The organism is Pelagibacterium nitratireducens (genome assembly GCF_037044555.1).
Classification (GTDB): domain Bacteria; phylum Pseudomonadota; class Alphaproteobacteria; order Rhizobiales; family Devosiaceae; genus Pelagibacterium; species Pelagibacterium nitratireducens.
The window spans coordinates 37,513-60,383 of sequence record NZ_CP146276.1 but is presented as its reverse complement, the minus strand read 5'-3'; the positions used below and the strand labels follow the sequence as shown (position 1 = coordinate 60,383).

Annotated in this window: 24 protein-coding genes and 2 pseudogenes; 6 read left to right on the top strand and 20 right to left on the bottom strand. The window is 58.7% G+C overall.

Going from position 1 to position 22,871, the window contains the following annotated elements; all coding sequences use genetic code 11:
* The first annotated feature begins 183 nt into the window (after positions 1-183).
* Positions 184-366 (top strand): hypothetical protein, encoded by a 183-nt coding sequence (locus V6617_RS18500; RefSeq protein WP_339645311.1) that lies wholly within the window; start codon positions 184-186, stop codon positions 364-366.
* A 112-nt stretch (positions 367-478) separates the two neighbouring features.
* Positions 479-1,234: a DUF1223 domain-containing protein gene (locus tag V6617_RS18495; RefSeq protein ID WP_338611017.1), complete on the top strand. Its 756-nt coding sequence runs from the start codon at positions 479-481 to the stop codon at positions 1,232-1,234.
* A 211-nt stretch (positions 1,235-1,445) separates the two neighbouring features.
* Here the strand turns inward: V6617_RS18495 and V6617_RS18490 are convergent.
* The 3 genes and pseudogenes from V6617_RS18490 to V6617_RS18480 all read right to left on the bottom strand — a co-directional run.
* Positions 1,446-1,722: pseudogene (locus V6617_RS18490) on the bottom strand (ZIP family metal transporter); the annotation flags it as partial.
* Positions 1,723-1,765: 43 nt separating this feature from the next.
* Positions 1,766-2,428, bottom strand: a complete 663-nt coding sequence (locus tag V6617_RS18485) for a DsbA family protein (protein WP_338611016.1) — start codon at positions 2,426-2,428, stop codon at positions 1,766-1,768.
* Entirely contained in the window at positions 2,421-2,843 is a 423-nt protein-coding gene (locus V6617_RS18480) for a disulfide bond formation protein B (RefSeq protein ID WP_338611015.1), read from the bottom strand. Before V6617_RS18480 ends, V6617_RS18485 begins: the two co-directional genes overlap by 8 nt.
* 217 nt (positions 2,844-3,060) lie before the next feature.
* Here V6617_RS18480 and V6617_RS18475 point away from each other — a divergent pair, with 217 nt between their 5' ends.
* Both V6617_RS18475 and V6617_RS18470 read left to right on the top strand, forming a co-directional pair.
* On the top strand, positions 3,061-4,005 hold the full coding sequence (locus V6617_RS18475; protein ID WP_338611014.1) for a cation diffusion facilitator family transporter: 945 nt from the start codon (positions 3,061-3,063) through the stop codon (positions 4,003-4,005).
* A gap of 222 nt (positions 4,006-4,227) precedes the next feature.
* A complete protein-coding gene (locus tag V6617_RS18470) occupies positions 4,228-4,746 on the top strand; it encodes a cytochrome c oxidase assembly protein (RefSeq protein WP_338611012.1) in 519 nt (172 codons plus the stop codon).
* A gap of 20 nt (positions 4,747-4,766) precedes the next feature.
* Here V6617_RS18470 and V6617_RS18465 read toward each other — a convergent pair whose 3' ends face one another.
* From V6617_RS18465 to V6617_RS18420, 10 genes are all read right to left on the bottom strand, one after another.
* Positions 4,767-4,931 carry a hypothetical protein gene (locus V6617_RS18465; protein WP_338611010.1) on the bottom strand — a complete coding sequence of 55 codons (165 nt, stop codon included), beginning with the start codon at positions 4,929-4,931 and terminating at the stop codon, positions 4,767-4,769.
* Between the two features lie 20 nt (positions 4,932-4,951).
* A complete protein-coding gene (locus V6617_RS18460; RefSeq protein WP_422394844.1) occupies positions 4,952-5,641 on the bottom strand; it encodes a L,D-transpeptidase in 690 nt (229 codons plus the stop codon).
* 72 nt (positions 5,642-5,713) lie between these two features.
* Positions 5,714-7,648, bottom strand: a complete 1,935-nt coding sequence (locus tag V6617_RS18455) for a M23 family metallopeptidase (RefSeq protein ID WP_338611009.1) — start codon at positions 7,646-7,648, stop codon at positions 5,714-5,716.
* Positions 7,649-7,660: 12 nt separating this feature from the next.
* Positions 7,661-8,815, bottom strand: coding sequence for an NAD(P)/FAD-dependent oxidoreductase (locus tag V6617_RS18450; protein WP_338611007.1), 1,155 nt, complete (start codon positions 8,813-8,815; stop codon positions 7,661-7,663).
* Positions 8,812-9,483 carry a class I SAM-dependent methyltransferase gene (locus V6617_RS18445; RefSeq protein ID WP_338611006.1) on the bottom strand — a complete coding sequence of 224 codons (672 nt, stop codon included), beginning with the start codon at positions 9,481-9,483 and terminating at the stop codon, positions 8,812-8,814. Before V6617_RS18445 ends, V6617_RS18450 begins: the two co-directional genes overlap by 4 nt.
* A 4-nt stretch (positions 9,484-9,487) precedes the next feature.
* Positions 9,488-10,210: a ZIP family metal transporter gene (locus V6617_RS18440; protein WP_338611004.1), complete on the bottom strand. Its 723-nt coding sequence runs from the start codon at positions 10,208-10,210 to the stop codon at positions 9,488-9,490.
* Between the two features lie 21 nt (positions 10,211-10,231).
* Positions 10,232-10,684 carry a DUF411 domain-containing protein gene (locus V6617_RS18435; protein WP_338611002.1) on the bottom strand — a complete coding sequence of 151 codons (453 nt, stop codon included), beginning with the start codon at positions 10,682-10,684 and terminating at the stop codon, positions 10,232-10,234.
* 17 nt (positions 10,685-10,701) lie between these two features.
* Positions 10,702-11,316, bottom strand: a complete 615-nt coding sequence (locus V6617_RS18430; protein WP_338611000.1) for an SCO family protein — start codon at positions 11,314-11,316, stop codon at positions 10,702-10,704.
* Complete coding sequence (locus V6617_RS18425) at positions 11,313-11,798, bottom strand: copper chaperone PCu(A)C (RefSeq protein ID WP_338610999.1); 486 nt, start codon at positions 11,796-11,798, stop codon at positions 11,313-11,315. The genes V6617_RS18430 and V6617_RS18425 overlap by 4 nt, the downstream gene beginning before the upstream one ends.
* On the bottom strand, positions 11,795-14,041 hold the full coding sequence (locus V6617_RS18420) for a heavy metal translocating P-type ATPase (protein WP_338610998.1): 2,247 nt from the start codon (positions 14,039-14,041) through the stop codon (positions 11,795-11,797). The genes V6617_RS18425 and V6617_RS18420 overlap by 4 nt, the downstream gene beginning before the upstream one ends.
* A 105-nt stretch (positions 14,042-14,146) precedes the next feature.
* On the opposite strand from V6617_RS18420, the pseudogene V6617_RS18415 reads away from it, so the two are divergent.
* Together V6617_RS18415 and V6617_RS18410 are read left to right on the top strand one after the other, a co-directional pair.
* Positions 14,147-14,474, top strand: a pseudogene (locus V6617_RS18415) (YnfA family protein).
* Between the two features lie 16 nt (positions 14,475-14,490).
* Positions 14,491-14,943: a helix-turn-helix domain-containing protein gene (locus V6617_RS18410; protein WP_338610997.1), complete on the top strand. Its 453-nt coding sequence runs from the start codon at positions 14,491-14,493 to the stop codon at positions 14,941-14,943.
* 58 nt (positions 14,944-15,001) lie between these two features.
* Here V6617_RS18410 and V6617_RS18405 read toward each other — a convergent pair whose 3' ends face one another.
* From V6617_RS18405 to V6617_RS18375, 7 genes are all read right to left on the bottom strand, one after another.
* A complete protein-coding gene (locus tag V6617_RS18405; RefSeq protein WP_338611052.1) occupies positions 15,002-15,997 on the bottom strand; it encodes an IS30 family transposase in 996 nt (331 codons plus the stop codon).
* Positions 15,998-16,627: 630 nt separating this feature from the next.
* On the bottom strand, positions 16,628-17,968 hold the full coding sequence (locus V6617_RS18400; RefSeq protein ID WP_338610996.1) for an ISNCY family transposase: 1,341 nt from the start codon (positions 17,966-17,968) through the stop codon (positions 16,628-16,630).
* A 342-nt stretch (positions 17,969-18,310) separates the two neighbouring features.
* On the bottom strand, positions 18,311-19,591 hold the full coding sequence (locus V6617_RS18395; protein ID WP_332717514.1) for a cytochrome P450: 1,281 nt from the start codon (positions 19,589-19,591) through the stop codon (positions 18,311-18,313).
* Between the two features lie 29 nt (positions 19,592-19,620).
* A complete protein-coding gene (gene lspA / locus V6617_RS18390; protein ID WP_332717516.1) occupies positions 19,621-20,091 on the bottom strand; it encodes a signal peptidase II in 471 nt (156 codons plus the stop codon).
* Between the two features lie 27 nt (positions 20,092-20,118).
* The gene (locus tag V6617_RS18385) at positions 20,119-20,862 is read right to left on the bottom strand and encodes a cytochrome c biogenesis CcdA family protein (protein WP_332717518.1); all 744 of its coding nucleotides are present in this window, start codon (positions 20,860-20,862) and stop codon (positions 20,119-20,121) included.
* Complete coding sequence (locus V6617_RS18380; protein WP_152007138.1) at positions 20,862-21,863, bottom strand: sodium:calcium antiporter; 1,002 nt, start codon at positions 21,861-21,863, stop codon at positions 20,862-20,864. Before V6617_RS18380 ends, V6617_RS18385 begins: the two co-directional genes overlap by 1 nt.
* 82 nt (positions 21,864-21,945) lie before the next feature.
* Positions 21,946-22,839, bottom strand: a complete 894-nt coding sequence (locus tag V6617_RS18375; RefSeq protein ID WP_152007137.1) for a cation transporter — start codon at positions 22,837-22,839, stop codon at positions 21,946-21,948.
* Positions 22,840-22,871: the final 32 nt, after the last annotated feature.

The following is a 22,871-nucleotide window of genomic DNA, read 5'->3' as shown; positions in this document are numbered from 1 at the left end:
TTCAACACCGACGTAGGCTTCGGAAAGTTCGGGGGGCTCCGGCTTGGATCCAGATGGAGTGCACGCTCGCCATAGTCGCGGAGCTCCTTGTCTGGATCGCCCGAACCGTCTCACGGCCACGGGCCTCTGGCTCATCATCGGCGCGCACTGGGCAACCTGCTCGACCGGCCGCGGCAGGGCGCCATGACCGATTTTCTGGATTTCTCCATTGGCAGCTATCATTGGCCAGCCTTCAATCTTGCCGACGATCGTCTGCCGGGCTTTTGCGCTTGGAGAGTGTTCTGGCACATGGCGAAAAGGAGGTTCAAAATGGCTGAGCTTTCCCACTCATACAAAAGAATCGCTTTGATGCCTCGGGTCCCTTGAACCCGAACGCCGGATGCCATTCTGGCTCTCATCAGTGAACAACGCCATCATTGTGGACGACCTCACCATGAATTGAGTAGCGGCGGCACAGCCTCATGCCTACAGAAGCGCAATGTTCGTGCATATCTCCATAAATGGCAGGCTCATTCTCCGCTGGTGTTTTGCGGTGATGATCTGCCTGACGGCTGGCGCCGCGTTCTCCTGGGAAATGCAAGAGCAGCCCGAGGCCGTTGTCGAACTCTTTACGAGCCAAGGTTGTCTGCCCTGCCCGGCAGCAGATCGGATTCTGACTCGGCTGGGCGACGAGAACAAGGTTATAACTCTTTCTTATCATGTGGACTTTTGGGATTACGCCGGCTGGGCCGATACGTTCGCTTTGCCGGCCAACGGTGAACTCCAGAAGGCGTATGCCAAGAGGGCGGGCACCGGCAGAATCTACACGCCGCAGATGATCTTCAACGGTGAACGCGCTGTGGTCGGCTCTAGTGCCGAGGAATTGCGGACCGCACTGGAGAGCGCCAGTCTGGAACTTTCTCTAAACGTTGAAATCGAATCTCAAGACATCGTTAATATCACGGCGGGGCCGCGTTCCGGTCTAGGAAATGCGATTGTGTGGCTGGTCACTTTCCGGGACAGTGCCGAGGTTGATGTTGCAAGTGGCGAAAATATGGGCCAACGCCTTTCGTATTCTCATATCGTCACGTCCCGTCGACCAGTCGGGATGTGGGATCCAACGACCGGTATGGAGATAAGTATCCCGGTGCCTGAGGCTTTGGGGCCTGCCAACGATGGGTTCGCGCTCATCATGCAGGAAAAGGACGGCGCTTTGCCTGGCCGCATTCTGGGCGCCGTCATGATCGCTCGCTGAGATCCGCCAAGCTTCGCTTGATCTCATGCGCAGTTGCCGCGCCCCTGCATTTCAGTTCGTTGCGACGGGCGTTGTGCATAAAGGAAAATATCACCGTTCGCGGAACGCCGAAATTGGCAGAAGCCTTTGATGACTTCATCAATGCAATTGGCCCCAGAACCGGCACCCGCTGCGGGGCCTTACGGCGGGTTGTGAGTTGCTAAAAAAGCTGGGCAACTGCGCCCATACCCAACAGGTTGGCAACCAAAACGATACCCAGCCGGAATTGCTCCATCGCCGTAACGCTCGGTTGCAGCGTCGAGCGCGGGAATGATCAAGGAGAAGAACGACGCCGCCAACATCACCCCTGCGGCAAAACCCAATAGAAGATCACGCGTGGGGCGGGCGGGAACGCGTCCGAAAAGAACGGGAAGCGCTCCTACGGCGGTCAGCAGGCCGGTCGCGAGGCTTCCGAAAAAGCCAAGCGCGATCGGCGACAGCGTGTCCATGCAAGATCCTTGGAACTGTTGGGAGAAGAAGCGGAGCGGAGTTCTAGCTATCGCCCACACGCGCCACCTCTTCGTCAACAAGCGCACGCAGTTGTTCTGCGCCGAATTCGGTCAATGGTCGACCATTGACGAAGAATGTGGGCGTTTGGCTTACGCCAATAGTTTCGATATCGGTGCGATCCTGGTTCATGAGCCCAACCGTGCTCGGGCTCATGATCTGCGATGATGCCGCTTCCACGTCGAGACCGGCTCCGCCAGCAATTTCGAGAATGTTGGCCTGAGGTGCGGACCCATGGGCCGCCCATTCCGGTTGTGCCTCAAGCAGTGCTTCGAGAACTGGCACGAAAACATCCTGCATGCGCGCGGCTTCGAGGACCTTGATTGCTTGCTCTGACGCTTCCCCGTGGAACGCCGCGTATCGCAAAACCACCCGCACATCGTCGGGGTAATCGGTCAGGATGTCTTCGACTACCGGATAGAAGGCACGGCAGGCCTCACAAGCAGGATCAAAGAACTCGACAATGGTCACCGGCGCTTCTTCCGGCCCGAGTATGGGAGAATGCCCGCGAACCAACGCCTCCGTTATCCCGGAATCGGCGGCTGCGACATCGGTGGTCGGCACGGGTTGGCTCACATACCATGCCGCGCCGCCGAACGCGATGAACGCTGCGGCGAGGATAGAAATGACAAGGATCTTTCTATTCATTGGGGTTCTTTCGTAGGGACGTGATGAGTAGCGTTGCGATGGCGCCGAACGCCACGAGCGATAGCAAGGGGATTGGCAGGCCCAGCACAGTCATCTCCGACCCTGAGCAGGATGGCCCCGAAGCACTGCATGGACGTATGCTTTCGGGGGTCAAACCATAAAATACTCCGAGGTGCCACAAGGCGATGACTGCGCCGATTGCCGCCAGGATGACCCCGTATCGCGCTACCATCGGGTCTCGCCACCACACACCCAGCCCCAGCACTATGGCCAGGGGGAACATAAAGGCTCTTTGAAACCAGCAAAGCGAGCATGGTATCTGCCCCAGGACTTCGCCAATGAACAGCACGGCCAGCGAACTGGTCAGCGAGAGCATCCAAGCGACCAGAACGATATTCTCACTGCGATGGGCCATGATGACTCTTTTGGTGCGCCTGAAAGCTTCGCTCAATGTCTACAAGCTATAGCCGGTATAGGTTCAAGCAGAATTTGCGACCGCTGCTGAATTTCTATGGGCGAACTTTGCCACGTGAGGCAGAACTTGCATATGTTGAGCCGGACCAACCCGCGCGCTGAACCTTTTCGCAACCGCAATGTTCACCCTATGACACTGCGCCAGCACGGAGTATTTCATGTCACATGATCATGGTCATGCGCACTTGGACCCAAAATCGGGCGATCGTCGGGTTGCCATTGCTATATGGGCCAATGGTCTGCTCACGGTCGCCCAGATAATCGGAGGTATCCTTTCGGGCAGCATCGCGCTGATTGCCGATGCGATACATAATTTTTCGGACATGGCTTCGCTCGTGATCGCCTTCGGCGCACGAAAGATATCGCGACGGCCGGCCGATGCACGGATGACATTTGGGTACGGTCGGGTCGAGATCGTCGCCGCGCTTATCAACTATACCTCCCTTGTTCTGATCGGGTTCTATCTGATCTACGAGGGTGTCATGCGCATGGTGGATCCACCGGAGGTCGCGGGATGGACAGTGGTCATACTCGGCACTGTAGCGCTCGCCGTCGATACCCTCACCGCGCTCCTGACGTATTCGATGCAGAAGGGAAGCGTGAACATTAGAGCCCTTTTTCTGCACAACCTTTCCGACGCGCTCGCCTCGGTTGCCGTGATTTTGGGCGGGACCCTCATTCTGCTCTTCGACATGAGGTGGGTCGATCCTGCGATCACCATAGGGATCGCACTTTACATCCTCTATCTTGCCCTTACCGAAATCGGCGGCCCCATTCGCACGTTGATGCTTGGGAGTCCCCCTGACCTCGACAATGACGCGGTGATTTCGGCAGTGCGCGGGATTGATGGGGTTGTTGACGTCCACCATGTGCATCTTTGGCAGATGGAGGAGCATGCCGCCGCTCTCGACACGCATGTCGTCATCGAGCAGAGCAAATGGGAGGAGCTCGAAGACGTGAAGCGGTCGATTAAACAGGCAATTGAAGACGGATTCGGCATCACCCACTCAACCCTCGAATTCGAACGGGAAGCCGACGCGCATAAGAATGCCCAAATTTATGACCACGGGACAGACCGCGGGGATGGCGATCACGGCCATTAGTGGGTTACCGCCAGTGTGTCGCGCGCCATCTTCGACATGAGCAGACGAGCAGCAAGGCTGACTTTGAGAAAACGGAGAACCTGTGGTTCTATGGAGTGGTCATAGTCGGTAGAATTCTGCCCGCAACGCTCATTCGGAGCCATGGGCATAAATACATTGCTGGACAGTTGAGTTAGAGAGGTGAGGCAATTGGATTGGTCCATCGGCCCCCTGAGCGCTAACATGCTGCAGCACATAGCGACGATGAACGTCATCGCGCCGGCTGCAGTCGTTTTCGTCCTGCGTCATCTTCCATCCAATCTGTGGCGCAGTTGGCACTGGGCCACTGCGGTTCAACTTTGCGTGTTCTGGATGTGGCACGCCCCCCCTGTAATGAACGCGGCCATGGCTTCGTCTGCGCTTCACGTGTTCATGCAGTTTTCGCTCTTCGCGGTAGCGCTGTGGTTCTGGGCCTCCGTCCTTACACTGCCATCGTCACGCCGCTGGGTAGGCATTTTCAGCTTATTGATTACAGCAAAGCTCTTTTGTCTTCTCGCTGCTCTCATGATCTTCGCCGGTCGGCCGATTTTCGCCATGAACATGGGTATGGACGGAGTGCCAACGGGTATCACGCTCGCTGATCAAGAACTCGCGGGCCTGATCATGATCGTGGCATGCCCGTTGTTCTACGTTTCGGCCGGCGTCTATATCGCAGCAAAATGGCTTTTTGAGCTCGATGCGGAAAACCGACCTGCGACTTGATGCAGTGTGTGAGGCAAAAGCTAGGTGGTGGGCCCGCTCTCGATTGCAGATGCCGCGACCTCATCACCGATATGGGTGAAGCTGAACAAAAAGCTGGCGGCCACGAACAGCGCGAGAATGCTCAGCGTGATCAGATTTCTTCGACTTTTCGGATTGGATTGGTGGGGTTTGGTGTGTGCGGTCATGGTGATTATGAAGTCCTTTTCTAGACCACGATGATGGGCGCGCCATTTGGAACGCGGTTGTAGAGATCGATGATATCCTGATGCAGGAGGCGAACGCAGCCGCTGGAAACCGCCCGGCCGATCGACCAGACCTCCCCTGTTCCGTGGAGCCGATAGAGCGTGTCCCGACCATCCTGGAAAATATAGAGAGCTCTCGCACCCAGTGGATTGGTCAAACCCGGCGGTTGTCCGTCGGCCCATTTCTCGAGCTCTGGCTCACGTTCGATCATTTCTGCCGGGGGTGTCCAGGTGGGCCATTTCTTCTTGTAAGCGATGGTGCCCTGGCCCGACCAACCAAATCCAGCTCGACCTATACCAACACCGTAGCGCACAGCCTGACCGTCTGCGCGGACCAGATAGAGATAGCGATCTGCCGTATCAACGACGAGGGTTCCCGGGGTTTCCCCTGTCGGGTCTGGGACGACGCGCCGGTAGTAAGCAGGGTCCAGTTGGCGCAGATCGACAGCTGGCACAGGAAAGCGTTCCTGGGGCATGGGTCCATACATGTCGAGATAGACTGGATCGATCCGTGGCTCGACCGGGGCAACTTCAGGCTGAGTGGTCTGGCAGGCGGCCAGGAGGCCACCCAAGGCTGCTGCAGAACCCAACTTCATGAAGGTTCGCCGCGTCTGGGGTGCTGTCTTGCGCTTTTCGGTTTCGGCATGGAGCATAGTGATGTCCGTTCCTTTCCTTGTATTTGTGGGGTGGGCCAAAGATGGACGTAGCGTCCAGTCACAGTTTCGTCAGCTTCTATTTGATGGCGAGGGCAACTGTCTTGGCGTCTCCTCTTCGAGGAGTTGCTCGACTGAGTAGACTACGTCAGCGAAATTTCCCATTTCCCCGGGCATGACAGCCTTTCGTGGTGGCAGGCGCACACTCAGGGCATCCACAAGTCGATCGTTCACTGTTACTTCGTAGTGCAAATGGTTTCCCGTCGAGAGGCCGGTCGTTCCGACATAGCCTATGACTTGCCCCTGTTCGACCTGGGTTCCGGGAGCGATGCCATCGGCAATGCCGCTCATGTGGGAGTAGGAGGTTTCGAATCCATTGACGTGCGTGAGCTGGACTTGACGTCCATAATTGCCATTCCAACCGGCCAGCTTCACTTCGCCGTCGCCACCGGCATAGATTGGCGTCCCGGCCCCTGCCGCCAGGTCCACGCCCTCATGACCGAGCCGCCGACCCGTGACCGGATGCACGCGCATTCCCATCGGTGACGTCAAAATTCCGCCTCCCTCTAGTGGCCGACGCAGCAAGAGCGCACCACCCGATGCGCCTTCGCGGTCGAAGTATCCAACTGCACCTGATCTGTCCGTGAATCTGAAAAGTTCCAGTTTTTCTCCTTTGCTCACGAGTGACACGTAGAGCAGGTCCTCGTGATCCTGGGTTGCATTGGCTTTCAGAATTTCAAGCTTATCGCCCGGAGCCACCGTTTTCCGAAGATCGGCATCATTAGAAAAGATCGAAATGAGATCTTCGATGACGTGGTCCGGCAAATCGCTGCGCCTCCCAGTTTCCCAGATTGACCGATAAAGCGTGGGAAGCGCTGCAACGTCGACCCGTTCAGCGCTTTCTTCGGGAAACGGTATGCTTGGCGGTTCCAGGGCGAGAACAAAACGACCGGAATCGGTCTGCGCGACTGTGAAGGCATGTGCATCGGAATTTGTCTGCTCGTCATGAAGATAAACGCTCAAGCGAACCGGGCGCGAGGCTTCGGTTTCGTCCCCTGTGCGGTAAAGGATTCTGAGGCGCGTTCGGGCCGGCAGGTTCGAGAGCCCGAGGACGTTACGGGTGGCCTCGACGATCTGGGCCGATGTTCCCAGCGTGAAGCCATTCTGATCCAGAACTTCAGTAACCAAGCTTTCTTCCTCAAGCTTGATAAGTCGCTCCGTTGAGCCTGCCCCCACTCTTCTTTTGGGAACCACAGAGACGTTATCGGGCACGTTGGACGCAATCGAGGAGACAACGGCGGGGAATTCCGAGGGCACCGCTGCGTAGGCGAAAGCCGGGGACGGCGGCCCGACCGGCACTGTAGGCGATTGGTCCAAAATGAATGCGACCGCTGATGCATCACTTACAGCTAACGGTGGCGCGGCATCCATCAGCATTGGCTTCGAGGAAATGAGAACCTCGGTGTCGACCGCTTCACCGTAGACTTGAGATGCGATATTTGGCGCCGTGTCTTCAGTTGGCGTCATTGCTACACCCATGTCATCATCGACATCTTCTGGCGCTGGAATATCGGCGGTCAGAATGGTCGCTGATGTTGCCAGTGAAACGTTGAGCCACTCAAACTCCTGGTTGCGAAGCTGCGCAGAGCGCCCATCGGTTTCAGCTACGCTCAAGGTGAACGTGCGCCGGTTCGGGGCATTCTGAACCGTGGTTCGGGCACGATTCGTCTTGCCGTCGGCTGTGCGGGACGTTTCGGGCTTCGAGCTTGCGTGGAAGGCGCTTGAGAAGGTGGAAAAGGTGTCTCTGCCCTCGAAGGCGAGGAAAATGGCCCCGGCCATCATAAGGAAGGACACAATGCCGGTGAGGGTGATCGCTATCACCGAGTTTATGTCCAGCTCTCCCGCCTGCGGTATCGGGCCGTGTGCCGCGTTGACGAGAAGAGGCTCGGCATCCGAAATACCGAGAGACCCAAATTGCCTATCCTTCTGATTTTGAACGCGGCTCAATGGCATGACCGGCTACGAGACCTTCCGATTCAAAGCATGTTTGTGATCTGCCCCCTGATGCCTACTGATCTGGTGGCGATGACGCGCCAGCACTGCCTGCGAAACAATGTTCGAATCCGGTTCGGCACCCGCGATGAGGCTGGAACGACGACCGAACTGCCACGGTCGCCCGATGACGAACAGGCCGGGGACAGGCTCGCTCCCTTCCCCTTGATCCATCTCGAACCGGATCCACGAATAATCGTTCCGATATCCGACCGCCCAGATCACAACATCCACCTGTTGGTTTGAACCATCCGCAAAACTGGCTGACGATCGATCCAAGCCTGTCAGGCGCGGGCGAATGCGAACGCCCATTCGGGCTAAATCCTTGAGGGCGTTCCCCCGATGGGGAAAAGGATCAGCACGGGCCATAAAGCGACCGATGGGCGATTTGCGAGTCGCCGAGAGCATTCCAAAGACCCTAAGCCACTGCCAGACACTCCGGCCAAAAACTCGCTCGGGCAGCATTTTGCGCGGCTTGCCGGTTGCGAGAAATGTCTCATGATCGCGGGACAAGCCGGCCGCGATGTCACGCCCTGAGGCTCCGTCGCCAACAACAAGGACGCGTGAGCGGTCCCTGATGGCAGCGGCTCGGAAAGTCTCTGCTATAAGGTGCCCGATATTGGGCGCGTCGGCAGCCATGGCAGGGATCTTTGGTACCTGAAATGGCCCTGTTGCCACGATCACCGATGGCGCAGTGAAGGTCCGACCATTGCCACACCGAACAAAGAATGTCCTCTCACCATGTTGCTCCAGTGCCACTACACGATGGTCGAGGTAGACTGGTAGATTGAAGCGTCTCGCGTAGCTCTCGAGATAGCTGCCGAACTCTTCCCTGGTGGCATAGCCATCGCGTTCACCATCAAGGGCCAGACCCGGAAGCGCGCTCATGGTCCGGGGTGTGAACAGGGTGAGCCCGTCATAGCGCCGGCGCCAGACATCCCCGACTGCGCTTAACGCTTCGAGGATTACGAACTGAACGTCAGATTGCGCGAGGCGATGCCCCATGGCCAGCCCCGATTGACCTGCGCCGATGACGATAACGTCGAAAGCCTCAGGAGCCGAGCTTGCCTTTGTCAGCTCCCGGTCGAAGACAACGGCCATACCTCCTTGCGTTTCGGTCATGCCGTTGCTACCGCCGTTCCTAAGGAGCGGCCAGTTCCCACGCATCGGTATCCGGCGCCCCACCATAATTCCTGGAACGTGACGTCGTGGAGATGACTATCCATGGCCTGCCAGGGCGCCAGGTCTTGGTAGTCCCGGCTCACCCCGAACGGCTTGTTGATTGCGATGGCAAAGTCTACCAGCCAACCGGGCCATCGATCCGGATGCTTGAGCCCAATGGATGCGAGGCGCCCGCCCGGCGGCAACCGTCGCGCGATCGTAGCTATGACCTCAGAATAGTCCGGCACCATCTCCAACGCAAATGCAGCAATTGCCGCGTCGAACTCGAAACGGTTGGGAGCCTCGGCGATATCGCCTTGAATGAGGTCGACGTTTGACCACCCCTTGCGGTCGACCAACGCTCGCGCGCGCTCCAGCATGCTGGTGGAGAGGTCAATTCCTATGATCCGTCCCTGCGGTCCAACAGCGTGGACAAGGAAAGGAAAATTGGCACCGGTCCCGCATCCGAGATCGATGACGGTGTCACCTGAACGAATGTTGGCCATTCGGATTAGGGTTCGACGTTGAGCCTGCACGCCCAAGAGTCTGTATGCAAACAATGCCCAATCGTAGATCGGAGCGGTCCGATCATAGAGGCAGCGGATTTCGCTTCTGCTCAAAAGGCCCATAGATTCACCCCAGAAAGCTGGAAATCAGGGTGAAAAGAGCGAAGCCGCCGATGAAAGAGGCCGATGACCAACTGGCATCGGCGCTGGCACCGTGGGCCTCGTTCAGCATATCTTCGACCGCTGCGAGAAGCAGGATACCGCCCACGAAAGCGAGGGCTGCCAACTGGATGGTCCGATCCTGGTCCCGGAGAAGCCAAAAGCCGACCGTCGCCCCCAGAAGGCTGGCGAAGGCAAAGGATGCAGCAAGTAGGATGCGTTTGGTCCGCGATATCCCGCTCTTGCGAAGATTGGCGACCGCGGCAAACCCCTCAGGAAGGTCTGCGGTCACCTGTCCGATTGCGAGGACCAAAGCCAAACCGATCGAGACGGTCGAACCGATCCCCACCATCAGGCCGTCGCTGAACAGATCAATTGCAACCGCAGCATAGATCATCCACGGCCCTTGCTCTCCCGATCCGCCCAGAATGGTGCCGAGGCCGCGATCGAGAACGACATAGGCGGCCCCGCCCAGGCAGAACGCGATCACGACGAGTACTGCCGATGCGCCCCCCAGCGCTTCGGGCATGATCTCGATAGCAACGACCGCCACGACAATTCCGGAGGCAGCGTGCAGTGCACGGTTGAGGGCCTTGTCACTGACGCGGGCAAATTCGGCAACGATACCGCCGATGAAATTGCCGGCTGCAGGCAGAAGGGACAACAACAGAACTTGGATGAACGTCGGCATCTACGGCTCAGGCGTTACCAGTCAGGGATAGCTTGCATAGACTTCGGTGCTGCCATCTTGCTTCAACAGGAGCACATCATAGGGCTCCATATCCGGGGTCGGTTCGCCCATCCCCGGCGAACCGCTGGGCATGCCTGGAACAACAAGGCCGACCGCGTCTGGCCGCTCGGCCAGAAGGCGATCGATCTCGCGTGCGGGAACATGTCCCTCGACGAGATAGCCATCGATTTCGGCCGTGTGGCAGGCGGCAAGGTCGGGGCCTAAGCCGGCGTCGACCTTGCGCAGCATGAGCGCACCCATGTCGAGATTTTCAACCTTTGCACGATAACCATTCTCCTCGAGATGGCGAACCCAGGACAGGCAGCATCCGCAACCCGAGGTCGAATAAACCTGTGCCTGCTGAGCCGCAAGCGCGGCACCAGACGCAATGGTGCCGATCAACACGGTCAGGCCTGCTAAAGTCAGGTATCTCATGGTGTTATCTCCATTCCTCAGGCGTCGGCCCCTGTGAGCCGGCGCAGTTTTTCCACCTGGGTGTCCAGTGGTTCGTGAATATCGAGTGTGCCTGCGAATTCGCCTTGAGCATCCATCATCAAGACACTCGCGGTATGGTCCATTGTGTAGCCGCCATCCTCGAGCGGGACTTTTTCAAAATAGGCGGCAAAAGCATCGGCAGCTTGCTCGGTTTGCTCGAGGCTTCCCCGGAGGCCGAGGATGCGTTCGTCGAAATATCCAACATAGTCCGCCATGATGTCTTGCGTATCCCGCTCGGGATCCACGGTGATGAAGAGCGGGGTAATTTCGGACTGGGGACCGAGTTGTTCGAGCACTGCCGTCAGTTGCGCCAGTGTGGTCGGGCAGACATCGGGACAATGTGTGAAACCGAAAAATACGAGATATGGAGTGCCAGCCAGGTCTTCGTTGGTGATCGTTTCACCCGTGTGGGCGGTCAATTCGAACGGTCCCCCGATCGCCAAAGAACCCGTCGACCCAGTGGAGGGGCTGGAATTGACTCTCTCGAGGATGGCGCCCAGACCAATCGCAAGCGCGACGAATGCCAACAGTCCCCAAGCGCCGAATTTGATGATCCTGAGCGTCTTGGTCATTGGGGAGAGCCGTGGACTTCGCTGGCAGGTTGTCCGCCTATCGAGACGACGTCAAACTCCAATGGCACTTCACCGGCACTTTCAAACCGCAAGGCCGCCGAATACGATTCACCTATCTTGAGAGCTTTCGTGGGCGCGATGATCATGAGATGAACACCGCCGGGTTGAAGCGTTACAGTCTCCCCCGGCGGAATGAGTAGGCCTTCCGCCAGAGGGCGCATCCGAGCGATGCCATCGGCGCTGAGGCTCGATTCATGCACCTCGACTGCCTGGGCATCTGGAGCCGTCCCGCCAATCAGCCGGTCGGCCTCTTGACCCGTGTTGGTGATCGCAAGGTATCCCCCCGCGACGCGAGCTCCTGGTGGTGTGGCGCGCGCCCAAGGATGGTCGATGACAAGTGAACCGACCGTATACTCGTGGGCCGCGACCGGAGCCGCTATCGGCAAAAGCATCAAAGCGGCAAATATGGCCTTTGCAATCATGCAGCTTCTCCCTTGTTCGCTTCGGAAGGCGTAACGCGGTCATCGGTCGATTGCAGTGCGCCACGTTGCCCCACGCCGTTCTCGGCGGGCGCGGCTGCTGTTCCCGACGGCACGGCTTGGCTTGACGAGAACCGCAACAGGCGCAGCGCATTGGCAGTCACCAGAACCGTCGCGCCGGTGTCAGCCAGGATCGCCATCCAAAGGGTTGTCGTGCCGGTCAGGGTGGTTGCCAAGAAGATCGCCTTCAGACCGAGTGCGATGGCGATATTTTGCCAGATGTTGCCCATCGTGGCCCGTGACAGGGCGATGGTTTCCGCCACGCCCGAAACCCGGTTCTTCAACAGCGCGACATCGGCGGTTTCGAGCGCGACATCGGTGCCGCCGCCCATGGCAATGCCTACCGACGCCGCGGCAAGTGCCGGCGCATCGTTGATGCCGTCGCCCACCATGGCGACCCCGCCTGCCTTTCGCAGATTGCCGATCTCATCCAGCTTGGCGTCTGGCATGAGTTCGGATTTCGCGGTGATGCCGAGTGTTCCGGCAATGGCCGCAGCCGTCCGCGCGTTGTCTCCCGTCAACATCACACTGTGCAAGCCCAGCGCCGATAGCGACGCAAGGCCGGAAACGGCATCCTCGCGCGGCTCGTCGCGCAAGGCGATAAAACCAAGCAATGCTTTTGCTTCGAGAACGACAACGACCGTCTTACCCTCGTCCTCCAGAGACTTCATCCTTTGCGCGATATCGACGGGGATTGTCATCTGTTCAGCGGCGTACCGGGGCGAGCCAACAGAGACAAAACCTTCCTTGAGCCGCGCGGTTACGGCCTTGCCCGGGACGGCCTGGCTGCCGCCGAATACACGGGGAATGTCCAGCGATTTTTGTTCGGCCGCTGCGGTGATGGCGCTACCGAGTGGGTGACTGGAGCCGGCTTCGACAGCAGCGGCGCGGGCCAGTAGGTCCGCGTCATCTCCCGAGATGGCAACGATATCGGTAACCTTGGGGCGGCCCTCTGTCAGAGTGCCGGTTTTGTCAAAGGCAATTGTCTTGACGCGCCCAAGCTCTTCGAGTGCCGCACCACCTTTGATGAGCAGTCCCCGACGGGCCCCTGCCGCCAAGCCCGAGGCAATTGCAGCAGGGGTCGAGATCACCAATGCGCATGGGCAGGCAATGAGCAGGACGGCCAGGCCGCGATAGATCCATGTTGACCATTCCGCCCCGACCAGGAGAGGCGGCGTCACCATTATCAGCGCAGACACCACCATGGCCGCAGGGGTGTAGTAGCGGCTGAAACGATCGATGAATCTCGCTGTTGGCGCCTTGGCACCCTGCGCCTCCTCCACAAGATGCACGATGCGCGCGATCGTGTTGTCCTGAGCGGTGCGTGTGATCCTGACGCGGAGAAGCGCGTTCGCATTCACACTGCCTGCGAATACAGCGGCGCCTTCCTCTTTGAGCACGGGGACCGATTCACCGGTGACGGGCGATTCATCGACTTCGGACACTCCATCGATGACCTCGCCATCGGATGGAATGCGATCACCGGGTCGCACGATGGCGATGTCGCCGATCTCAAGATCCGAGGCAGAGATCTCCACAACAGAGCCATCCCGCTCGACACGGGCACGGCGCGGTATGAGATCGATCAACGATTTGATGCCGGCCCGAGCGCGTTGTGCCGCAAAGGACTCCAAAAGCTCACCGACTGAAAACAGGAAAATAACCACCAGGGCCTCGGCGCTCTCACCGATTACCAAGGCTCCCAGGGCCGCGACGGTCATCAAGGTCTCGATTGAAAACGGCGTTCCGTGGCGTGCACCAGACAATGCGCGGCTGCCGATCGGCACCAGCCCAACGACGGCGGCAATCGCAAAAGCCCACTCCCCAATGGCGGGGACAAAAAACGCTATGGCGAATGCCAGAGCCAGAAGAAGGCCAGTTGCTGCAGCAAATCTGGCGTTGCGCGCCCTCCACCAGGGAAGCTCTGCTGCCTCGTCCCCAATGGCAGCGCTGGCGCCATCGTCCCTTGCTTGCGGGACATAGCCCAGAGAGCGAATGGTGTCCTCGATGTTGCGACGGGTGGTTTGCCGCTCATCGAGCTGAAGCGTCACGGAACCCGCAGTGTGATTGACCGAAATCTCTTCGGTCCCGGGCAGCCGGCTGAGCGCGGTCTCGATCTTGAGCGCGCAGGAGCCACAATCCATACCATCGACGCGGAGTTTGAGGGGTTCGGTTTTCGCGGCCATAGTCATTCCTTTCGCTGGAGACCGCGTCTTGTTTAAATGCTCTAGCCGCTATAGGGTCAAGAGGCGTATTTTATTCTTGAAACGGGTTTTCGTATGCCGCAAACAATGGCGACCGCCGGTGTCTATCTGGTGGCTGCGGTCGCGGAAATTGCTGGTTGCTTCGCCTTCTGGGCTTGGCTGCGCCAAGGACAAGACGGACTATGGGTTCTACCTGGGCTTGTTTGCTTGCCGTGTTCGCATGGCTTCTGACCCTGGCCCCGAGTGATCAGGCCGGCCGGGCTTATGCAGCGTATGGCGGCATCTACATCGCGTCCTCGATCGCGTGGCTTGGTTGGTAGAGCAACGGCGGCCGGACACTTGGGATCTCATGGGGGGTGCCATGGCGATCGCCGCCGCCGCAGTCATCTTGTTCGGCCCGCGAGAAGCGCAGTAGCATCAAGGAGACCTCGATGAACTTCCCAATTGGTGAGTTGTCCAAACGGACCGGCACCAAGGTGCCGACCATCAGATACTATGAATCGATCGGATTGCTGCCAGAACCGTTGCGAACCGAGGGAAATCAGCGGCGCTACGATCGCGGCCATCTCGACCGGTTGAGTTTCATCCGGCACGCCCGATCGCTTGGTTTCGAAGTTACCGACATACGCGAACTGCTTGCCATGTCGGAACGGCCACAGGATTCCTGCCATCAGGCCGACAGTATCGCCCGCGGTCACCTGGTAAAGGTTGAACGTCGTATCGAGCAACTGGAGACCTTGCGTCACGAATTGCAGCGCATGGTCAATGAATGTGATCATGGTCGCATCTGTGACTGCCGCATTATCGAAGTTCTCGCGGACCACGATCAATGCGAGACTGACCATAGCTACCCCGCCCATTTCGAGGCTGTGGGCTCAAGCTAGGCTGTGAGCGATACTTGAAGTGCGACGTCTGCGGTGTGCGAGGGTAGGGGAGGTCTCCTCACCTGCCCAGCATCTTTTCCCGGAAGGCTTCCGCCGGCGTCTTCCACCCCAGGCATTTTCGGGGTGTAGCGTTGAGCCGATCGCAGAGTTGTTTCAGCTCCCGATCGCTAACCCGGCCCATGTCGAGTTTACGAGGAAGCCATCGGCGGGCCCGACGGTTGGCGTTCTCAACCGCGCCTTTCTGCCAGGGTGCGGAGGGATCGCAGAACCAGGTCTGCGTCCCGATCTTGGCTTGGAGATGTGGCCACCCGACGAACTCCGTCCCGCGGTCAAAGGTGATCGACCTACGCGAATGAAAGGGAAGGTGACCGATGGCTTGGATAACCTTGCCGAGAACAAGACCGGTTTTTCTGTTGTCGTTCTTCAAGAGCACGGTGAACCGGGTAACGCGTTCGACCAGCGAGGTGACATTGCTCGTGCCAAAGCGCTGTTTGAACAACATCAAATCGCCTTCCCAATGTCCGAACTCCGTCCTGTGCGCCACGACGTCTGGTCGGAACAAGATGCTGACGTCGCGATGAAATTTTGGCGGCAGGCGCTTCCTGGCACGCCTGGGCTTGCGCGATTTGCGATGAGTCGGCAGATACCACCACAGTTCCTGGGCCATGCCTTCCTTCGAGTAGACGTAGCGGTAGATCGTTTCCTGACAGACGCGGCGGGATGCACATTCATAGCGCATCCGGCCAGCAATCTGTTCAGGAGTCCAGCCATCCTTGATCCGAGCCACGACGAGACAGCGCAGATCCGCATGCTTGATCAATTTGCGCTTGCGGGACCGGCGTTTGGCGCAGTCGTGATGCGCAGCCACGGCAAAGTAACCAACGACATCGGGCAGCTGATCATCGCGAAAATGATTGCGCCTGAGTTCTCTGAAAATGGTCGATCGATGGCGCCCCAGGGTCTTTGCGATTTCCCCCGCTGGCACGTTTGCTTGCCGCCAACGCTCAATTCTGCGGCGCTCATCGAGGGTGAGGTGGCTGTAGTTTGTTCCGATGACATAATCCTCCTGTGTGATAACCTATTGGTTTCAAACAGAAGTCGCACTTGGGAATAGCGCGCACCCGCCTACAAACCTTTTGTCAAAGCTGTTTAGGGGTGCGACGGGGCTGGCTAATTAGAAATGCGACATATGGGCAATAGGCTGGCACAGCACAGCGCCCGTCCAGGTGGAGCTGGTCAGGATTGCGCAGCCTGGACGGGTGCGGGCAGGAGGCCACTTACAATCGTGGACTGCCGATGGACAGGGTAGCTGAAAATTCGGAGGGGGCGTCAATCGTTGTATTTGCGGCCGTGGCTAGTTTCACTCTGAAACTTGATCAGCATCAGGACGGCACATTTGCTTAACATCCGGTCACGACTATTAGAAAGGTCTTCGTCAAAACGTTGGCAAAGCCGCTCGTATGTTATTCGCAATTCTGGGCTCGTGAGCCATTTGGGCTCCATGCGTGCTATTGTTTCTTGTAGCTCCGATAGACTTGGTATGATCGGCAAAGCATTCTCTCCCGTTTACCCATGTAAGTCTCGTGTGACACTTTAGCTCAAATGGCTGAATATGATCTCCAATTGGAGTAATGGCCATCGTGCCGAACAATACATTTTATGGCCAGTGCGGGTGGGTCAAATCCTATCGTTTCTGTCGCTTCTGATAGCCGTTGCTCACGCTGCCGTCAGGGATACCAAACATGTGGTTCGTCTGCCCCGTGCGGCGTGGAGCGCGCTGACTACGCTTAAGGTCGCGCCCAGCCTGCATGTCGACAACCATGGCGAGGACTGAGTCCAGACGCTTGTTGCCAACGATTTCTGACCGGTTGACCGAGCGGAGCTTGTCAAAGGTTCTGTAGGGCAGGGTGGTGCCTTCATGCTCGATCTCGAGCCTGCCATCGGGATAGTCGCAAACAACAACCTTCTGTCGTGCCAGGCTTTTGGCCAGATCCGTAGGCTCGAGGATGAATAGCACCTTGTCGTAGCGCAGCGTAAGCGTCTGCGAGACCGTTCGAACCTCTTTGTGGCACATGGCACCGTCCAGGTTCTCGTGATCCGCAAGCGGGCGGTGCATGTCCTTGGGGTTGTAAGGCTCCTTGCCGAATCGCGCGTTGAAATCTGCGATAAACTCGGAAACGTAAGCGTTTGCAGCCTCGATGGTGCAGATCCGGCGTAGCCGAAGCTCCTTGACCAGTCGGTCTTGCAGAGTGAGGTTGGCGCGCTCCACACGGCCCTTGGCCTGCGGCGTGTTTGCGCAGATGATGTCGATATTGAGCTCATAAAGGGCGCGGCCGAACTGGGTGAACCCGCTGGTGCGGTCCTTCTCGGAGGCATGCGTGGTGCGGAAAACGCCGTGCTTATCGCTATAGAAGGCGATCGGCTTGCCCCATTCCTGCAAATAAGCCTTCGTCGCCTGGAAATAGTCGAAGGTGTTCTCGGACTTGGCAAAACGCAGGTGAAGGAGCTTGCCGGTCGCGTCGTCGATATAAACGAGCAGGGCGCACTTGGGGCCGCGCTCCTCGAACCACCAGTGATGAGAGCCATCGATCTGCACCAGCTCTCCAAAACAATCGCGGCGGCCGCGGGGTTGGAAAATCCTCCGCTTGCGCTCGCGGCGAGACGTCCAGAGCCCAGATTCGATCATCCATTTGCGCAAGGTCTCTTTGCTGATCCCGAGGCCATGTCGCTCGACCAGCTTCTCTCGGGCAAAGGTCGGCCCGAAATCCGGATAATGCGCACGAACCAGATCGAGCACATGATTACGGAAATCGTTTGTATGGCGGCGATTGCTCGGCCGGCTGCGCTTCTTGGACGCAAGACCATCGGCGCCGGCGCGATCGTAGGCTTGCAAGAGCCGGTGAACCTGGCTGCGGCTGATGTGGAGCAGTTCAGCGGCCTGGACAACACTCAATTGGCGTGCCCGGATTTTCTGAATGGCTTCGAGGCGGTTCAGTTCTTTCTGCGACATGGTGATCAAGGACATGGCAACTCCGTCAGCGCTAAGCGTCGTCGAAGCCAGTCTTCCTTCCAATGTTGAACTTGACCACAGTTAGAGGGGCGGGTGTCGCATCTCTAAGTGGCCCATGTGTCGCATTACTAAATAGCCGCTACACCTTTAATTCGCATAATTTACATTATGGAACTAAGCCATTGATTTTAAACATAATACTCAAGATGCTATGATTATGCAATTTTGGCAACCGGCAGCTCGTTGAGCTTGTGTCGCGGCGAGCGGAGAACGATTTTGATGTCCATTCTCGCTTATTGTTGCCGGACGTCGCCGGCACCAATGCACCCAGCCAAATTTGCCGTTGAACGCACGGCGTCAGCTTGGCGACGCAGCAGGAATGCGGGTCGAAGTCTGCCGAACGTTTTTGATGATGAAGCGGCTGCGCGGCAGAGCAGGCAACCTCGAATAGTCGATCCGCAGATCCTGCTCCGGCACATCATACCGTATGCTTCTGGATAGAACCTCCGAAGCCTGCTTCATCAGTTCGATCGTGATCCACTCACCTGGGCATCGGTGATGCATATGGTGATCGCCGCCACCTTGAGGGACGAAGTTGAAGGGGCTCCTGTCCCAATCACCAAACCGTTCTGGCCGAAACGTTTCGGGTGTTTCCCATGAGCGCGCATCATGGTTTGTGCCGTAAAGGTCGAGGAGAACGCGGCGTCCTTGGGGGAAGTGATACCCCTGCCATTCAAAGTCACGGCGCACCCGTGCCGCGACAGCAGGAAAGAAAGGATAGAACCGGCGGACCTCCTGGGCAAAGAGTTCAGTGTAGCTCTCATCATCGCCGGCCTGGAGCTTGCGCCGACACTCAGGATATTGATGCAGGGCGTGCGCTACAAACGTGATGTAGACGCTGACGGCCACAATCGGTCTGATCACGTTTAGCACTTCCACAGCAGCGAAGTGAGGCGGCAGCAACTCACCGTTCAGATCCCGGTGCCATGCAATAACATGGGCAGCGGATTGTTCGGCGGGGCGTAACCGGCCGCTTCGAATCTGACCGATGATGGTCTCGATCCAGCGGTTGCTCCTCTTGCGGGCCAAGCGAGCCCACCAGTGTTTCGGCCCAATAGATCCGGCATAATCGAATAGCGCGGTGATCTCTCGCGTTCGCTGCGCGACTTCTGAGTCCGCGAGCGACACACCGGCCCAGGCGCAGGCAGCGCGCGTGAGAAGGCCGTGCAACTGGTCATATAGAACCACTTCGTCCTTTAGCGTCCAGGCGCGAGCGCAGGTCTGCCACTCTTCGGCGGTTCCCGCCACCAGCCGAGCGAGCTGCTCAGCGCTCATCAGCGACATGAACATCTGCTTGCGGTGTTTGTGAGCCTCGTCGTCCAGGCCCTGCACGCCTCCCCGTCCGAGCAGCGTCTTTTGAATCCGCCCGACCATGGCGCCACGCCGCATGAACCGGTCGTTGTCGTAGAAGAGCCGAGCCGCTTCCGGCCCGGTCATGCAGGTCGCCTTTTGCAGCATCAGCCGTGTTTCGAATAGGTCTGCCCCATACTTCCGACATCGCTTCGATATGAACCGATACGGATCATTGATAAGGGCCAGAGTGGCGTCCGGCGTTGCGGTGCGGGGGATCTGAGGCATTGAGCGTCCTTCGTCGGGCAGGCACTGGTTCAGGCGCTACGGGCTTTCGTGTCGTCTCTGGCTAGGACGCTCTCGATGAGCAAGAGCCCCGCCCCGCATACGATCGCCACGTCGGCAAGATTGAAGGCTGGCCAATGATAGCTGCCAATGTAGAAATCCAGAAAATCCGTCACGGCGCCCTGCCGCAGCCGGTCGAGCAGATTGCCCAGCGCGCCCCCGACGATAAGCCCGAGGGCGGCGGCCGTGAGACGGTTGTCGGTTCGCTTGATCCAGCCCAGGAGCCCGGCGACTATGGCAAGCGTGAACGCCATCAGGATCCAAGCCGGAGCCTCGCCGAACAATCCGAAGCTCACGCCGGTGTTAAAGCCGAGCACGAGATTGAAGAAATCGGTGACAGGGATGACCTGAGGTGGGTTCATGACATGGTTCAGGACCAACCATTTCGTCGCCTGATCAAGGAGAAATCCGCCAAGGACGATTGGAAGGCCGAGCCTGAGCATATCGCATAATCCCTTAAAAACCCCGGCTCAGCCGATTCGGCCGAGGGCCGGGAACGTCTGGAGGAGCCAAATTGCAAAGCTGGAGAGATGGCCGGTAATCATGGCGATACCCATGACCACCATCACCCCGCCAGCGACGATTTTGAGCACCCGGCCAGTTCGGCGCATTGACAACATCCGTGTCATGAATCCGCGCATGAACAGAGCGGCCAGGATAAAGGGCAGGCCAAGGCCCAGCGAGTATACGGCCAACAGCGCCGTTCCGCTTGCAACCGTGGCGTTAGCGGCGGATAGGGCCAGGATCGAGCCCAGCACAGGTCCGATGCATGGGGTCCAGCCGAACGCGAAAGCGAGACCGAGCAAGTAGGCAGACCAAGCGCCGCCGCTGTTCGGACTGGAATGGAACCGCACGTCACGATCGAGCCAAGGCATCGGTACAAGGCCGGTTGTGAACAAGCCGAAGATGACGACGATCACACCGCCGATCAGGTTTGCTTCGTAAAGATGCGTGCGCAGGAGTCCGCCCAACGCGGTCGCACTGGCCCCGAGCAAGACGAACACGGTCGAGAAGCCGAGAACGAAGCAGAGGCTGAGGCCGAGGGTTCGGCTCGCCGCCTTTATTCCGGAATGGGCCGGAACCCCGTCGGCGCTGATCGTGCGCCCCGCGACATAGGATATATAGCCCGGTACTAGCGGCAGAACGCAGGGCGACAAAAAGGATATCACGCCTGCGGCGAAGGCTGTCGCTATTCCGATACTGGAAATCTCCATCAGACCAGCTCCAGCACCCAGACGACAACGACGGCTACATAGGTAGCGTAGGCGCCAACCAGGGTAAGAACCTGCCAGCGGCGGAAGCCGGGTTCGGACCCGCCCCAGCGGACGAACGCCGCGTAGAGCGCAGGCATAAGCGCGACAAAGACGAAACTTACCCAGACCAGCCGGAAGTTGTCGATCTGCGTCCCGACAAGCGCCAAGGGCAGAAATCCGACCGTCATGGTCATGGCGTGATCGCCGATGATGTTGGTGAGTGCCGGCGTGATCTGGCCGCTCCGCGACACCTTCCAGGACGCGAAGATCTCTGGCAGGGCGGCAACCGGCGCAGTGATGAACAGGCCGCCGATGATCGGCGAGATGCCAAACGCCTGCACTAGATTTTGGGTCGAGATGACGGTGAAATAGGCGCCGAGTGCGAGAACCCCAACGCCGGCGACCGCCATCCATATCCCCTTGCGCGACCACTCGACCTGCTCGGGCTTCTCGCGGCCGCGAAAAAATGCCTGGGCGGCATAGGCGGCATAGGCGGCCAACAGGACCCCGCCATCAATTGGCTGTAGCCCCTGCCAGGGCGCAGGAAGGATCAGGAGAGCCGCGAGCGCCAATATGCCGAGATATGGAAGAGCCTGCACGGTTGCTGCTTTCGGATCAACACGCAATAGGTGCTCGCGCAGGTGCTGTTGATGTCCCGGATCATCGGGAATGTCGCGCTTGCGCGTTGCGATATAGCCGACGGAAACGAGCGCGGGGATGCCGATGGCGGTCGAGCCGAGCATTGCCCCCAAGCCGATATCGGTCACGCCCCGCACGGCGCTGGTAACGTTGACACCGACTTCCGGGCTTGCAGTGGCGATGCCAATCAGAGAGCCGCCAGCAGCCGCCGAAAGCCCCCACTGTTTGCGCAACTTACGAAGGGGCTCCGCCAGATGATCGGAACCCCACGCCGCCGCGAAAACGGCGGCCAACAGGACAGCAGCCCATATCCAAGTGCTCATGCTCCTCCGTGACAGGTTGTCCGGATCGAGCTGATCGACAAGGCGCGGTTCGTGAAGGAGCGGTCGGGTTCGCGGCTCGATATCATGCCGGAGCGCTCCGCCGTGTCGACGAAGCTTCCCGCAAATCGCTGCGGGCGTCGCGGATGATCGACCAGGACGACTGCAGGAACAGGCCGGCGATCACGGCGGCGACGACGAGGTCCGGCCAAGCCGTTCCGGTCCAAGCCACCAGGCCTGCCGCCACGACGACGGCTGCGTTTCCGATCGCGTCGTTGCGCGAAAACAGCCAGACCGCCCGCACATTCGCGTCGCCCGTTCGGTGGGGCAGCAATGGAAGAACCGCAACCACATTGACGACGAGTGCAACCAGTGCGAACAGGCCCATCAACTCGGCCTCGGGTTGCTGCTGCACCAGCACGCGATAGGCCGTATTCACAAGGACCCCAAGGCCGAGCGCCCCAAGAAAAAGGCCTTGGATTAAGGCGGAACGGGCGCGCCAGACGATGCTCCACCCGATGGCGAGGATGCCAAGAAAAGTAATGAGGCCGTCGCCCAGGAAATCGAGTGCGTCGGCCTTTAGCGCCTGCGAACCAGAAATAAAGCCACCGAACATCTCGATGATTCCGTAGCCGACATTGAGTACGACCACGATCCACAACGCGCGTTTGTAGGCCGGTGTAATGTGCGATAGGTCCTTGGGCAGATCGTCAATGTCGCCCTCGGTGTCGGTTTCGGGCGCATCCAGACGGTCAAGCCGGTATCCGATGCCGCTGACAGCGCGCTCGACCTCCGGGAGGCGGGCCGCTGGGTCGCTTACGTGCAACGTCATGATCTGCGTGGCAGTCGAAACCTTTACCTCGTCCACCCCAACCGAGCGCACTGCCTTCTCGATCTTAGCCGCGCAGGAGGGGCAATCCATGCCGGTGACGCGGTAGCGTGCGGTCTCGGCATCGTGCGCTGATGCTGTTATTGTCATGGCTATCTTTCCTGTTCGAGAGAGGCTATATA